Source organism: Pseudomonas sp. CFSAN084952 (assembly GCF_009648855.1).
Lineage (GTDB): Bacteria > Pseudomonadota > Gammaproteobacteria > Pseudomonadales > Pseudomonadaceae > Aquipseudomonas > Aquipseudomonas paracarnis.
Genome location: NZ_CP045767.1, coordinates 5,829,314 through 5,843,081 on the forward strand (window position 1 = coordinate 5,829,314; position 13,768 = coordinate 5,843,081).

Consider the following 13,768-nt stretch of genomic DNA (forward strand, 5'->3'; position numbering starts at 1 on the left):
GGGGCATGCGAGATGACCGAACCGGTCATGCCCCCAACTCTGCCCCCAAAACTTTGGGCTGGCAAGGTAGGTATGGGGAATCGTAGGCAATAAAAAACCGGCGCTAGGGCCGGTTTTCTAAGGGTTTCAGGTGTTTTCGGAAGCACCTGAAAAGAATTCATGGTGCCCAGAGACGGAATCGAACCGCCGACACGGGGATTTTCAATCCCCTGCTCTACCGACTGAGCTATCTGGGCAACGGGGCGCATTAAACGGGTTTTTCAGGGGGTCGTCAAGCAAGTTTTCAAAAAATATTTAATTATTACCGTCGCTTACGTGCCGACCCCGGTTTTTGATCAATTATTGAGCAGGTGGGACGTAGCCTTCGGCCTGGGCGTATTCCTCGCCGGAAAAGAACTTGTCCATTTCGCCCTGCAGGTATTTGCGGTCTTCGGCGTTCATCATGTTCAGGCGTTTTTCGTTAATCAGCAGGGTCTGGTGTTTTTGCCAGTCGGCCCACGCCTGGGCGGAAACGTTATCGTAGATGTCCTGGCCTTTGGCACCCGGAAAAGGGGCACGTTCCAGGGCTGGCAGTTCTTCTTTGTACTTACGGCACATAACGGTGCGGGTCATGACGAAACTCCTGCGTTCAATACGTCGGCCGCGCGCTTGAGCAATGTTTTTACCGGGGCGGCAAGGCCCAGGCGCGGCGGGGTGGCGAGGTTATACCAGAGCCAGTCGGCCTCGGCCACGTGATGGGCGGTTTCCTCGACCTGGACCAGCCAGGGTTCGATGGCCAACTGGAAGTGGCTGAAGGTGTGGATCAGCCCCGGCAGTTCCTGATGCTTGCCCAGCGCGAGTGCATGCTGGTTGGCCAGGTGGTCAAGGTCGCCCAGGTCATCCAGCTCCGGCAAGCTCCACAAGCCGCCCCACAAGCCCGTAGACGGGCGACGGTAAAGCAGGATCGCGCCCTCGGCGTTCGCCAGCATCGGCATCAGCGTGCGCTTTTGCGGGATGGTCTTGCGCGGCTTGGGGATCGGGTAGCGCGTCTCCAGGCCGAGCATGTGGGCTTCGCAGCCTTTTTCCAGCGGGCACAACAAGCAACTGGGTTTGCTGCGGGTGCAGAGCGTGGCGCCCATGTCCATCATTGCCTGGGTGTAGGCGTTGACGCGGGTATGGGGTGTAAAGCGCTCTGCGGTGGCCCACAGCTGCTTGGCCACCTTGGGCTCGCCAGGGTAACCCTCTTGCGCGGTAAAGCGCGCCAGCACGCGTTTGACGTTGCCGTCTAGGATCGGCGCGCGCAGGCCCATACTCAGGCTGGCAATCGCGCCAGCGGTGGACAGGCCGATGCCCGGCAGCTCGGTGAGCTTTTCGACGTCGCGGGGAAACTCACCGCCGTATTCGGCGACAACGATCTTGGCGGTTTTTTGCAGGTTACGCGCCCGGGTGTAGTAGCCCAGGCCCGTCCACAGGTGCAGCACTTCGTCTTCCGGCGCGGCGGCCAGGGCTTTGACCGTGGGCAGAGACGCCATGAAACGGTCGAAATAATTGAGCACGGTGCTGACCTGGGTCTGTTGCAGCATGATCTCCGACACCCACACTCGGTACGGCGTGATGCCCTGTTGCCAGGGCAGGTCGTGGCGGCCGTGGCGGTCGTACCAGTCCAGCACCGCCTGTGAAAACTGCTCGTTTTTCATCGGTTGAACAGGCCTTTCAATGCGTCTTTGAGCTTGGGATTAACCTTGTCGAGTTTCTCTTCCAGCTTCTCGTTCAGGCGATTGCCGGCCGCCTTGAGGGCGACCTGGCCCAGGCCGTCCTTGTCCAGACGGCAGGCCTTGGCGCCCAGCTCCAGCGGGCCACGGCAGCGCAGCGGTACCTCAATGCCCTGGAAGTTGGCGCCGACCTGGCAAGCCGGGTCCGGCACGTCGCGCTTGTCGCCTTCAACGATGATGCCGACGCGGTAGTCCATGCCCAGCACACGTAAATCCACATCACCGTTGCCGTTGAGCGTCAGGCCAGGAATGCGCACTTTCAGGTCGGGGTTGCTGGCCACGCCGTTACGGAACGTGAGGTTGCCGCGCAGTTCCTGGAAGGGCGTGTCCTTGCCGCCTGGCGTGGTGCTCAGGGTCTTGCGGTTGAGCAGGGCGATGCCGGTACACAGTTGCTGCTCAATGTTGGCATTGAGCAGCACACCGTTGTTGATCACGAGGCTGGCGTTGCCGTTGAGGCTGTCGATCAGGGCCTTCTGGCTGTTGCCGCGGCCGCTGAGGTTGCTGTCGAGGGTGAGCTGGCCTTTGACCGGCGGAGTTTTCCCTTGGGCCTGCAGGATGCGTTCAACAGGTACCTGCTTGATGTGGCTTTGCAGGGCCAGCACTGGCGTGTCCTGGCGCACGTCGAGTGTGCCGTTGGCCTGGAACGTGCCGTTGTAGAGGCCGCCGCTAAGGGTGTCGAGCTTGAGTTGCCCGTCAATGCCGGAGGCTTTAAGCACCGCATTTTGAATGGGCAATTGGCTAAGGGTCAGCTCGCCAAAGGTCAGGTCTGCATTCACGTCCAGACTGCGCAGGCGCGTCAGCGGCAGCAGTTTGTCATTGCTCCAGGCACCTTTGGTCGGCGCCTCGGGCAATGGTGTGTTGCCGCCTGCCGCCATGGCGCCGGCCTCGCTGCTCTGTACTTCGGCCTGGCGTGCAGCGGTTGCACCTTTAGCGGCTTCGGATTTGGCCGGCAGGTAATTGTCGGCATTGAAGGTATCGCCTTTGAGCTGCACACGCAGGGACTGCTTGGCGAAATCATCCACGGCGACGCGGCCGGTGAAGGTGCTGCCATCGAGCTTCAGGTTCAGGTCTTCCAGGGCGACGCTGGTGGGCGTGCCCTTGAGGCGGCTCACCAGCTCGACCTTGCTCAGGCTACCTGGGGCCATGGCTGGCAGTGGGTGGCCGATGCTCTCAAGAAACTTGGCCAGGTCAAACTGGGCAACCGACAGGGCGCCGCTGATCTGCGGGGTTTTGTCCAGGTCATTGGCTTTCAGTTCGCCCAAGGCGCGCAATTGGTTGGCCGCCAGTTTCAGGTTGGTCCATTCGGCGACGTTGGCCGCCAGGTCCACCAGCAGTTGGCCCTGGGTAGAGAAGCTCACGGTCTTGCCTTGCAGCGGCTCGCCGGTGGCTTCACCGCTTAAGCGCATGTCTTCGAACTGGTAGCGCTTGAGGGCCCGCTGGATGCGCAAGTTGCCGTTCAGCTCGGTCTTGACCCGCATCAGCGGCTGGTTGCTACCCAGGAACGCCGTGAGTTTCAGCGGAATGCTGGCGCCTTCGTGGATGGCTCCGGCGCTCAGTTGGATGCTCTCGGCACTCAATTGCTTGCCGGTCTGTTCATCGGTGTACTCAACACGAGCGTTGTTGATGGTCAGGCTGTCGATGTCCAGGCGGATCGGCTGCGGCGGCTTTTCCGGCTTGGTTTCAGCCACGGGTTCGACTGGCGCGGGAGCGGGGGTGCCTGTGGTTTCGTCGGGCAGGTTCTTGCCGATGTCTTCCCAGTTGCCGTGGCCCTGTTTGTCGCGGTTCAGGCGCAGGTTCAAGCCCTCGACACGCACATCGCTCATCTGCACTTCGCGGCGCAGCAGTGGCAGTACGCGTACCGACAGGCCGAGCATCTGCAAGTCGGCGAAAGGTTGGGTGGGTGCGGTCAGGGTCGCGACGCTGGCCTCGTGCAGTTCCAGGCCCAGCCAGGGGAAAAGGCTCCAGCCGATATCGCCATTGAGCGTCAGCTCGATGTGGGCCTTGTCGCGGGCTATCTGGCGAATTTCTTCTTTGTAGTCGTTGGGATCGAAAAGGTGGGTCAGGGCAAAGCCGAGCGCCACAATGATCAGCAACAGCCCCAGAAGTACCAGACCCAGGATTTTGCCGAACGCTTTCATGGGCGAGTCCTTGTATGTCGAATTCAAAATTTAGCCGCAGAGTATAACGCCCGAAGGCCGGCGTCAGTTCACGGATCGTTACATTGTATCCACCGGCGTGGAAATGGGATTTTGACGTCAGAAAAATACAGATAATCCAAAAAAGGTAGTGGCAGTTTGATTTTTCTGTCATCCACTGGTGCTAATCTCTGCACGTTCGTCCGCCTTCTGCGACTTAAGGTCGCGCCTAAAAGGGAGCTTCACTCAACAAAACGGCCACGCTTTGCGTGCAAGGCCGAGGGAGAGAGCGCCTGACGGACGCATACCAATAACTGGGGGAAACACCAATGAGCACTAGCACTGTGGCCGGCACTGCCGCCGCACAGCCTGCGTTCCTGTCCAAGGAGCGCATCATCGCCAAGCCGGGCTTCAACCGCTGGCTGGTTCCACCGGCCGCCCTGGCCATCCACCTGTGCATCGGCATGGCCTACGGCTTCTCGGTGTTCTGGCTGCCGTTGTCCAAGGCGCTGGGTATCACCGCACCGGTGGCCTGCGCGCCGGACATGAGCTTTATCGCCCAAGTCTTCTCGTCCCAATGTGACTGGCCCATCTCCATGCTGGGCTGGATCTACACCCTGTTCTTCATCTTCCTGGGCTGCTCGGCAGCGATCTGGGGCGGCTGGCTGGAACATGCCGGGCCACGCAAGGCCGGCGTTGTCTCGGCGTTGTGCTGGTGCGGTGGCCTGCTGATCTCGGCGCTGGGTATCTATACCCACCAGATCTGGCTGATGTGGATCGGCTCCGGTGTCATTGGCGGTATCGGCTTGGGCCTGGGCTATATCTCGCCCGTTTCGACCTTGATCAAGTGGTTCCCGGACAAGCGCGGCATGGCGACCGGCATGGCGATCATGGGCTTCGGCGGCGGCGCGATGGTGGGTGCGCCCCTGGCTGCGGCACTGATGGGCCATTTCTCTTCGCCCACCAGCGTGGGCGTATGGCAGAGCTTTGTGGTCATGGCGGCGATTTACTTCGTGTTCATGATCGGTGGCGCCCTGCTGTATCGCGTACCGCCGACCGGCTGGAAGCCTGAGGGCTGGACCGCGCCGGCGAAAAAAGCCAGCAATGCGATGATCACTCACCGTCACGTGCATGTGAATGTGGCGTGGAAAACCCCGCAGTTCCGCCTGGTATGGCTGGTGCTGTGCCTGAACGTGTCTGCCGGTATCGGCATCTTGGGCATGGCCTCGCCGCTGCTGCAGGAAGTGTTCGGCGGTAAGTTGTTGGGTGTTGATGTGCCATTCGGCCAATTGGATGCGGGCCAGTTGGCCTCCATTGCAGCCATTGCCGCTGGTTTTACCGGCCTGTTGAGCCTGTTCAACATCGGTGGCCGGTTCTTCTGGGCCTCGTTCTCTGACTACCTGGGGCGTAAAAATACCTACTTCGTGTTCTTCGCCCTGGGCTTTGCCCTGTACGCGCTGATCCCGAACCTGGGGCATCTGGGCAACGTGGCGCTGTTTGTGGCGGCGTTCTGCATCATCCTGTCGATGTACGGCGGTGGTTTTGCCACGGTTCCGGCCTACCTGGCCGACCTGTTCGGCACCCAGATGGTTGGCGCGATCCACGGTCGCCTGTTGACCGCCTGGGCCGCTGCGGGCGTGTTGGGCCCGGTGCTGGTGAACTACCTGCGTGAATACCAGTTGAGCATCGGCGTTGAACGCGCCGCGGCCTACGACATCACCTTGTACATCCTCGCCGGCTTGCTGGTGCTGGGCTTCATCTGCAACCTGCTGGTGCGCCCGGTGGCCGATAAGTACTTCATGACTGATGCAGAACTTGCCGCCGAACAGGCGCTGGGCCATGACAAAGGTGCCGATGCCACCACCGTGCTGGAGTGGAAGGCCTCCGCCGCCAGCAAGCCGCTGGCGATTGCCGCGTGGCTGGTAGTGGGTATTCCGCTGGCGTGGGGTGTGTGGGTGACCCTGCAGAAGACGGCGGTACTGTTCCACTGACACCGCAATAAGGGTGGGCCCGGCTCCTGTGGGGCCGGGCTAATGTGGGAGCTGGCTTGCCTGCGATACAGGCACCTCGGTGTACCAGTTGCCTCGCAGTGATGCTATCGCAGGCAAGCCAGCTCCCACAAAAGCCAGCTCCCACATAAGCCCATGCTCACATGTATGCACATGTCTATCCCCGACATTCCTCGCTCCAACTCGTCAGTCTTATCCCCTTCGTTGTTTCTGTTTAGCGCCTGCGCCCCTATAATGGCTGCCTTTTTCGCCCAATGATTTTGCGGAGCTGGTGATGGCCGAACGTAAGGCATCTGTCGAGCGCGACACTCTGGAAACCCAGATCAAAGCCTCGATCAACCTGGATGGCACCGGAAAGGCCCGATTCGATATCGGTGTCCCTTTTCTTGAGCACATGCTGGACCAGATCGCCCGTCACGGGCTGATCGACCTGGATATCGTCGGCAAAGGCGACCTGCATATCGACGACCACCACATGGTGGAAGACGTGGGCATCACCCTCGGCCAGGCGTTTGCCAAGGCCATCGGCGACAAAAAAGGCATCCGTCGCTACGGCCATGCCTATGTCCCGTTGGATGAAGCGCTGTCCCGGGTGGTCATCGACTTCTCCGGCCGCCCGGGTTTGCAGATGCACGTGCCTTACACCCGCGCGAACGTGGGCCGTGGCTTTGACGTTGACCTGTTCCAGGAATTCTTCCAGGGCTTTGTCAACCACGCACTGGTCAGCCTGCACATCGACAACCTGCGCGGCACCAACACCCACCACCAGATCGAAACCGTGTTCAAGGCTTTCGGCCGCGCGTTGCGCATGGCTGTGGAAGTCGATGAGCGCATGGGCGGGCAAATGCCGTCGACCAAGGGCGTTCTGTAATGCAGACGGTCGCGGTTATCGATTACGGCATGGGTAACCTGCACTCGGTGGCCAAGGCCCTTGAGCATGTAGGTGCCGGCAAGGTGCTGATCACCAGCGATGCCAACGTGATTCGCGAAGCCGACCGCGTGGTGTTTCCTGGCGTTGGCGCGATTCGCGATTGCATGGCCGAGATCCGCCGCCTGGGCTTTGACAGCCTGGTGCGCGAAGTCAGCCAGGACCGCCCCTTCCTCGGTATCTGCGTGGGCATGCAAGCTTTGCTCGACAGCAGTGAAGAGAACGGCGGTGTCGACTGCATCGGGGTGTTTCCGGGCCAGGTGAAGTTCTTCGGCAAAGACCTGCATGAAGAGGGCGAGCACCTCAAAGTCCCGCACATGGGCTGGAACGAAGTGCGCCGCACCGTCGACCACCCGCTGTGGCACGACATCCCGGACATGGCGCGTTTCTACTTCGTGCACAGCTACTATATCGCCGCCGGTAACCCGCGCCAGGTGGTGGGTGGCGGGCATTACGGCGTCGATTTTGCCGCCGCGCTGGCCGATGGTTCGCGCTTTGCCGTGCAGTTCCACCCGGAGAAGAGCCATACCCATGGCCTGCAATTGCTGCAGAACTTCGCCGCGTGGGATGGTCGCTGGTAATGGCCAAGAAACCGAAGCCGCCGATCTTGAACCTCACGCCCGAGCAGGAGCGTGCGGCCACCGACAAGATCAAACGTTTCATGGAAGACCGCTTCGAGCTCAAGCTGGGTTCGTTCGAGGTCGCCGAGATTCTTGAGCTGTTCACCACCGAAGTGGCGCCGCATTATTACAACAGGGCGGTTTTCGACACGCAGACGCTCCTTAAGGAAAGGTTCGAAAGCATCGAAAGCGACTTGTGGTCGCTTGAGAAACCCTGATTTCCCAAGCATTGCTGAATATCGAATAAGGTTTGCCAGATGCTGATTATCCCCGCTATCGATCTCAAGGACGGCGCTTGTGTCCGCCTGCGCCAAGGCCGCATGGAAGATTCCACGGTGTTCTCCGATGACCCGGTGAGCATGGCTGCCAAATGGGTAGAAGGGGGCTGCCGTCGTCTGCATCTGGTGGACTTGAACGGCGCCTTCGAAGGCCAGCCGGTCAATGGCGAGGTGGTCACCGCCATCGCCAAACGCTACCCGAACCTGCCGATCCAGATCGGCGGTGGTATCCGCTCCCTGGAAACCATCGAGCACTACGTCAAGGCGGGCGTGAGCTACGTGATCATCGGCACCAAGGCCGTGAAAGACCCGGCCTTCGTCGCCGAAGCCTGCCGCGCGTTCCCCGGCAAGGTTATCGTCGGCCTGGATGCTAAAGACGGCTTTGTTGCCACCGATGGCTGGGCTGAAATCAGCACCGTGCAGGTGATCGACCTGGCCAAACAGTTCGAAGCCGACGGCGTGTCTGCCATCGTTTATACCGACATCGCCAAAGACGGCATGATGCAGGGCTGCAACGTTCCGTTCACCGCAGCCCTGGCAGCGGCCACCAAGATTCCGGTGATCGCCTCGGGCGGCATTCACAACCTGGGTGACATCAAGTCGCTGCTGGACGCCAAGGCTCCCGGCATTATCGGCGCCATCACCGGCCGTGCGATCTATGAAGGTACCCTGGACGTCGCCGAAGCTCAGGCTTACTGCGACGCCTACAACGGCTGAGGACTGACCATGGCGCTGGCCAAACGCATCATCCCTTGCCTGGACGTCGACAACGGTCGTGTGGTCAAGGGCGTCAAGTTCGAGAACATCCGTGATGCCGGCGACCCGGTAGAAATCGCCCGTCGCTACGATGAGCAAGGTGCCGACGAGATCACCTTCCTCGACATCACCGCCAGCGTCGATGGCCGCGACACCACGCTGCATACCGTCGAGCGCATGGCCAGCCAGGTATTTATCCCGCTGACCGTGGGCGGTGGCGTGCGCACCGTGCAAGACATCCGCAACCTGCTTAATGCCGGTGCGGACAAGGTCTCGATCAACACCGCCGCCGTGTTCAACCCTGAGTTTGTCGGCGAAGCCGCGCAACACTTCGGCTCGCAATGCATCGTGGTGGCTATCGACGCCAAAAAGGTGTCCGGCCCGGGCGAAACCCCGCGCTGGGAGATCTTCACCCACGGCGGGCGCAAGCCTACCGGGCTGGACGCGGTGGAGTGGGCGATGAAGATGGAAGGCCTGGGCGCCGGTGAAATCCTGCTGACCAGCATGGACCAGGACGGCATGAAAAACGGTTTCGACCTGGGCGTCACCCGCGCCATCAGTGATGCCCTGGGCATCCCGGTGATCGCGTCGGGCGGCGTCGGCAACCTGCAACACTTGGCCGATGGCGTGCTCGAAGGCCATGCCAGCGCGGTGCTGGCGGCGAGTATTTTTCACTTTGGTGAATACACCGTGCCCGAGGCCAAGGCCTATATGGCGGCGCGCGGTATCGTCGTGCGCTAAACGCTGCTGGACACCATGGCAGGCTCGCGGCACTCTCTGCGCTTGCCATGGATTCCGGTAGCCTTCATGTTCAAACACCTGCTGCTCGCCCTCGCCAGTTCCTCCATGTTCATGGCGGCTACGGCACACGCCGAACAACCGTCTGACGCCTCCCTGGTGTTGCTGACGGAAAATTTTCCGCCCTACAACATGGCGAAAAACGGCAAGAACTTCGCCAAGGACGAGAACATCGAAGGCATCGCCGTAGACATCATGCGCGAAACCTTCCAGCGTGCCGGCATTTCCTACAACCTGACCCTGCGCTTCCCGTGGGAACGAATCTACAAGCTCGCCCTGGAAAAACCCGGTTACGGTGTGTTTGTGATGGCGCGTCTGCCAGACCGTGAAGCCTTGTTCAAATGGGTCGGCCCCATCGGCCCGGATGATTGGGTACTGCTGGCCAAGGCCGACAGCAAGATTCAGCTAGAAAGCCTGGAGCAAGCGCGCCGCTACAAGATTGGCGCCTACAAAGGCGACGCCATTGCCGAAAGCCTCGACAAGCAGGGGCTCAAGCCGATGGTCGCCCTGCGTGACCAGGACAATGCGCAAAAGCTCATGGAAGGCCAGATCGACCTGTGGGCCACCGGCGATCCTGCCGGGCGTTACCTGGCGCGGCAGGTGGGGGTAAACGGGCTCAAGACGGTGTTGCGGTTCAACAGTGCGCAGCTTTACCTGGCGTTGAACAAGGACGTGCCGGATGAGGTGGTGGCCAGGCTCCAGGCCGCATTGGATGAGTTACGCAACAGCGGCCGTATAGACGAAATCATGGCGCGTTACCTCTGAAGTCGGCAGGATGAACATGATCAACAATGTGGGAGCGGGGTTGCCCGCGATAACATTGGATCAGCCAATACCTGTGTGACCGACACTCCGCCATCGCGGGCAAGCCCGCTCCCACAGTAGATCTTTGCGATCTTCCTTAACGGTAAATACCGTCCTTGCCATGCCCGGCCATCGCCCGATTACTGCGCACGCTGATCATCAACTTGATATCGATCCACTCCACGCCCTGGGCCTTGAGCTTGGGCAATTCGCGCTCCAGCACCGCCAGCGTCTGTGGGTAAGGATGCCCGATCATGACTGCCGAACCCTGCTTATGTGCCAGTTTGATCGCGGTCTGCAGTTGCGTGGTAATCGCTGCCTCGGTGCGTTCGTCATCGAGAAATACATCCCGCGACACATGGGCCAAACCGATCTTCTGTGCCTCGGCGGCGGCGACGGTTTGCGCACTGGTGCGGCTGTCGACGAAGAACTTGTGACGCCGTTGCAACTCACCCATCAGCCAGGCCATCGCTACCGGTTGTGCAGTCATGCGGCTGCCCATGTGGTTGTTGATACCGGCGGTGTAGGGCACGGCTTCAAATGCCGCGTCCAGGCGCTTGCCCAGTTCTTCGATGGACAGCTCCGGGTGCCAGGCGAATGGGCCGGTGGCCGGGTCCATAGGCATGTGCAGGATCACGATCTTGCCAGCCTTGTGGGCCTCACGGGCGAATTCGGCGGCGTGGGGCGTGTCCGGCATGATGGCGGCGGTCACCGGGCCGGGTAGCGCAAGCACGCGACGATCCCGAGGCAGGTTTTGCCCCAGGTCGTCGATGATAAGCGTCAGGTAGGCTTTGTGCGGTTCGCCGGCAGGGGCCGCTTGAGCGACCCCTGCCAGGCTGCACAGCACAGCGAAGATCAGGGCAAAGCGCATGATCAACGGCTGCGGGTGATGCTCAAGCCCTTGAGCAGGCTGAGTGCCTGGGCCAGTTGGTAGTCATCGTCCTGGGGCATCGGCTTGGCCTTGGCGCGGCTGCCGGTTGGCTGGTCGGCGCCGCCGTTGCCATTGCCCAGGTGACCTTGCAGATCGGCCTCTTTGTAGTATTCGCCATCGATCTCGTTGGTGATCTTGGCGCGGCGTACTTCGATGTCCGGCACGATGCCCTGGGCCTGGATCGAGCGGCCGTTAGGCGTGTAGTACAGCGCCGTGGTGATCTTCAGTGCGCGTTCGTTGTTCAGCGGCAATACGGTCTGCACCGAGCCTTTGCCGAAGCTGGTGGTGCCCATCAGCACGCCGCGCTTGAGGTCTTGCAGGGCGCCGGCGACGATTTCCGAGGCCGAGGCGCTGCCGCCGTTGATCAGCACCGCCAACGGCACGTTTTCGCTCAAGTCGTTGCCGGTGGCCGAGAAGCGCAGTTCGGAGTTGGCAATCCGGCCTTTGGTATAAACGATCAGGCCCTTGGTGACAAAGTGGTCGACCACTTCAACCGCCGACTGCAACACGCCGCCTGGGTTGTTACGCAGGTCAAGCACGATGCCGTTGAGCTTCTTGCCGTTGTCTTTGCGCAGCTTGGCCAGGGCCTTGGCCACTTCGTCGCCGGTCTTGACCTGGAACTGGGTGATACGGATGTAACCGTAGCCCGACTCCAGCAACTGGCTCTTCACGCTCTTGACCGTGATGGTCGCACGGGCCAGGGTCACGTCAAACGGGTTGCCGCCGTCGCGTACCAGGGTGAGGGTGATCTTCTGGCCGAGCTTGCCGCGCATCTTGTCGACGGCTTCGGTCATGGTCTGGCCACGGGTCGGCTGGCCATTGATCTTCACGATCAGGTCGCCGGCCTGGATGCCGGCCTTGGACGCTGGGGTGTCGTCGATGGGCGAGACCACTTTGATCTGGCCGTCTTCGGAGCCCACTTCGATGCCCAGGCCGCCGAACTCACCACTGGTGCTTTCCTGCAGCTCGGCGAAATCTTCCGGGCCCAGGTAGGCGGAGTGCGGGTCGAGGTTGCTGAGCATGCCCTTGATGGCATTTTCCAGCAGGGCCTTGTCGTCTACGGGTTCGACATACGCTGCCTTGATCCGGTCCATGACCTCGGCAAAGGTGCGCAGCTCGTCCAGCGGCAATGGCGCCTTGGTCGTCGCAGCCATGGCAGGTGCAGCCGGTGCGGCCTGGTCGGCAAAAGCCAGAGGCGCGCCGATCACCAGAGCGATCGTCAGGGCCAGCGAAGTGAGGCGGGACAAATGCAGCATGTCGAACGAACTCCTAATGTAGATGCGACCCTATCCTTGGGACCGGCACCATTGTGCAGGGTCGCTCGGGCGGCCCTGCTGACGAATAGCAAAGTACAGCGCCGGGGTGTCCTGACCACCACTGTTACCGACAGTGGAGATGGATTCACCGGCTTTTACAACATCACCTGCCGACTTGAGTAGTGTCTGATTGTGGCCGTAAAGGCTCAAATAGCCATTACCGTGGTCAAGAATCACCAGCAAGCCGGCGCCCCGCAACCAATCGGCGAACACCACGCGCCCACCATGCACGGCGTGGACCTGGCTGCCGGCAGAGGCGCTGATCATCACGCCGTCCCACTTGGCACGGGTGTCATCGCCACGGGTTTCCCCAAAGCGTGCCAGTAATCGACCATCAACCGGCCATGGAAGTTTGCCCCGAGCTGAAGCAAAAGGGCCACCGAAGGACTCGCCACTGCTGGAAACCAGCGGGCCAGGGGCTGCACGCGCCGGTTTGCGCGGGGCCGGAGCGTCGCTGGTGGCAGCCAGTTCGGCCTCACGCTGACGCTTTTTTTCGGCTTCCTGCTGGGCGATCAGCGCTTTTTGCCGCGCTTCTTCGGCCTCGCGTGCCTGGCGGGCCAGGGTTTCTTCGATAGTCTTGAGGACTTTGGCCAGGTCGGCCTGGTCCTGCTCGCGGGCCTGGAGCTTGGCGTCGCGGGCTTTTACGTCGCTGTTGAGCTTGGCCAGGGCCTGCTGGCGTTCCTTGCGCACCTTGTCCAACTGATCACGCTGGGTGTCGAGGGCGGTTTTCTGGTCGAGCAGTTGCGATTGCTGGTCGGCAATCTCTTGCTCGACATTGGCCAATTGGCGCAGGGTTTCGTTAAACCCCTTCAATTGCGCCAGGCGTGCCTGGCTCAGGTAGTCGTAATAGGTGAGGGTACGGGCGAATTTTTCCGGGTTCTGCTGGTTGAGCAGCAGCTTGAGGTACTCCTGGCGGCCGCTCTGGTACGCGGCACGGGCCTGGATCGCGATCAGGCGTTGCTGTTCAACGCGTGCGCTCTGGAGTTTTTTTTTCTCAGCGTCGAGTCGCTCCAGTTCCGACTCGCTCTTCTTTAGTTCTTTTTGCAGCTCCTGGACCTGCTTCTCCAGCTTGCCCATCTCGGTTTCCGTGCCGCGCAGGTCTTTCTGCACCCCGGATTTTTCTTCCTGGAGCTTGCCGAGCAGTTTTTTCAGCTCGGTAATGTCCTGACGCGTAGCGTCCAACTGTTGTTGGGTTTGTGCGCGCTCATCGGCAAATGCCGGTTGGAGCAGGCAGACAAGAGCAAGGGTGATCAAGGCGCGAAGCATAGAGGCGGGCGACACCAGGGGAAAAGGACGGCCTAGTATGCCCGCCAAGCGCTGCAAAAAAAACGCCCAATTGGGGCGGTAGGGCAAGATAGCCGCCGAGTGGCGATGGTATGGCAAAAAGACATCTATCAAACACCACAAAACCAATGTGGGAGCGGGCTTGCCCGCGATTGCGG

At 61.0% G+C, this 13,768-nt stretch carries 13 protein-coding genes and 1 tRNA gene; 7 read left to right on the forward strand and 7 right to left on the reverse strand.

Going from position 1 to position 13,768, the window contains the following annotated elements:
* Positions 1 to 160: 160 nt before the first annotated feature.
* The 4 genes from GH769_RS26585 to GH769_RS26600 all read right to left on the reverse strand — a co-directional run bounded on the left by GH769_RS26585 (position 161) and on the right by GH769_RS26600 (position 3,889).
* Positions 161 to 236: transfer RNA gene (locus tag GH769_RS26585), tRNA-Phe, on the reverse strand.
* Between the two features lie 103 nt (positions 237 to 339).
* Positions 340 to 612, reverse strand: a complete 273-nt coding sequence (locus GH769_RS26590) for an oxidative damage protection protein (protein WP_014716509.1) — start codon at positions 610 to 612, stop codon at positions 340 to 342.
* Positions 609 to 1,676, reverse strand: coding sequence for an A/G-specific adenine glycosylase (gene mutY / locus GH769_RS26595; RefSeq protein ID WP_032901808.1), 1,068 nt, complete (start codon positions 1,674 to 1,676; stop codon positions 609 to 611). The genes GH769_RS26590 and mutY overlap by 4 nt, the downstream gene beginning before the upstream one ends.
* Complete coding sequence (locus GH769_RS26600) at positions 1,673 to 3,889, reverse strand: AsmA family protein (protein ID WP_032901809.1); 2,217 nt, start codon at positions 3,887 to 3,889, stop codon at positions 1,673 to 1,675. Before GH769_RS26600 ends, mutY begins: the two co-directional genes overlap by 4 nt.
* A 326-nt stretch (positions 3,890 to 4,215) precedes the next feature.
* On the opposite strand from GH769_RS26600, the gene GH769_RS26605 reads away from it, so the two are divergent.
* The 7 genes from GH769_RS26605 to GH769_RS26635 all read left to right on the forward strand — a co-directional run bounded on the left by GH769_RS26605 (position 4,216) and on the right by GH769_RS26635 (position 10,040).
* Positions 4,216 to 5,877 (forward strand): OFA family MFS transporter, encoded by a 1,662-nt coding sequence (locus GH769_RS26605; protein WP_014716512.1) that lies wholly within the window; start codon positions 4,216 to 4,218, stop codon positions 5,875 to 5,877.
* 292 nt (positions 5,878 to 6,169) lie between these two features.
* On the forward strand, positions 6,170 to 6,766 hold the full coding sequence (hisB, locus tag GH769_RS26610) for an imidazoleglycerol-phosphate dehydratase HisB (RefSeq protein ID WP_003187781.1): 597 nt from the start codon (positions 6,170 to 6,172) through the stop codon (positions 6,764 to 6,766).
* Positions 6,766 to 7,404 (forward strand): imidazole glycerol phosphate synthase subunit HisH, encoded by a 639-nt coding sequence (hisH, locus tag GH769_RS26615; protein WP_014716513.1) that lies wholly within the window; start codon positions 6,766 to 6,768, stop codon positions 7,402 to 7,404. Before hisB ends, hisH begins: the two co-directional genes overlap by 1 nt.
* Entirely contained in the window at positions 7,404 to 7,661 is a 258-nt protein-coding gene (locus GH769_RS26620) for a DUF2164 domain-containing protein (protein WP_014716514.1), read from the forward strand. The genes hisH and GH769_RS26620 overlap by 1 nt, the downstream gene beginning before the upstream one ends.
* 39 nt (positions 7,662 to 7,700) lie before the next feature.
* Positions 7,701 to 8,438 carry a 1-(5-phosphoribosyl)-5-[(5-phosphoribosylamino)methylideneamino]imidazole-4-carboxamide isomerase gene (hisA, locus tag GH769_RS26625; RefSeq protein WP_003187784.1) on the forward strand — a complete coding sequence of 246 codons (738 nt, stop codon included), beginning with the start codon at positions 7,701 to 7,703 and terminating at the stop codon, positions 8,436 to 8,438.
* A gap of 9 nt (positions 8,439 to 8,447) precedes the next feature.
* Complete coding sequence (gene hisF, locus GH769_RS26630; protein WP_003187786.1) at positions 8,448 to 9,218, forward strand: imidazole glycerol phosphate synthase subunit HisF; 771 nt, start codon at positions 8,448 to 8,450, stop codon at positions 9,216 to 9,218.
* A 66-nt stretch (positions 9,219 to 9,284) separates the two neighbouring features.
* Positions 9,285 to 10,040, forward strand: coding sequence for an ABC transporter substrate-binding protein (locus GH769_RS26635; RefSeq protein WP_014716515.1), 756 nt, complete (start codon positions 9,285 to 9,287; stop codon positions 10,038 to 10,040).
* 136 nt (positions 10,041 to 10,176) lie between these two features.
* Here the strand turns inward: GH769_RS26635 and GH769_RS26640 are convergent, their stop codons facing one another.
* Genes GH769_RS26640 through GH769_RS26650 form a run of 3 tightly spaced genes read right to left on the reverse strand, consistent with a single transcriptional unit; the run spans position 10,177 to position 13,592 of the window.
* Positions 10,177 to 10,950, reverse strand: a complete 774-nt coding sequence (locus GH769_RS26640) for a divergent polysaccharide deacetylase family protein (RefSeq protein ID WP_019819983.1) — start codon at positions 10,948 to 10,950, stop codon at positions 10,177 to 10,179.
* Between the two features lie 2 nt (positions 10,951 to 10,952).
* A complete protein-coding gene (locus tag GH769_RS26645) occupies positions 10,953 to 12,266 on the reverse strand; it encodes a S41 family peptidase (RefSeq protein WP_020302395.1) in 1,314 nt (437 codons plus the stop codon).
* 30 nt (positions 12,267 to 12,296) lie between these two features.
* The gene (locus GH769_RS26650; protein WP_019819986.1) at positions 12,297 to 13,592 is read right to left on the reverse strand and encodes a murein hydrolase activator EnvC; all 1,296 of its coding nucleotides are present in this window, start codon (positions 13,590 to 13,592) and stop codon (positions 12,297 to 12,299) included.
* Positions 13,593 to 13,768: the final 176 nt, after the last annotated feature.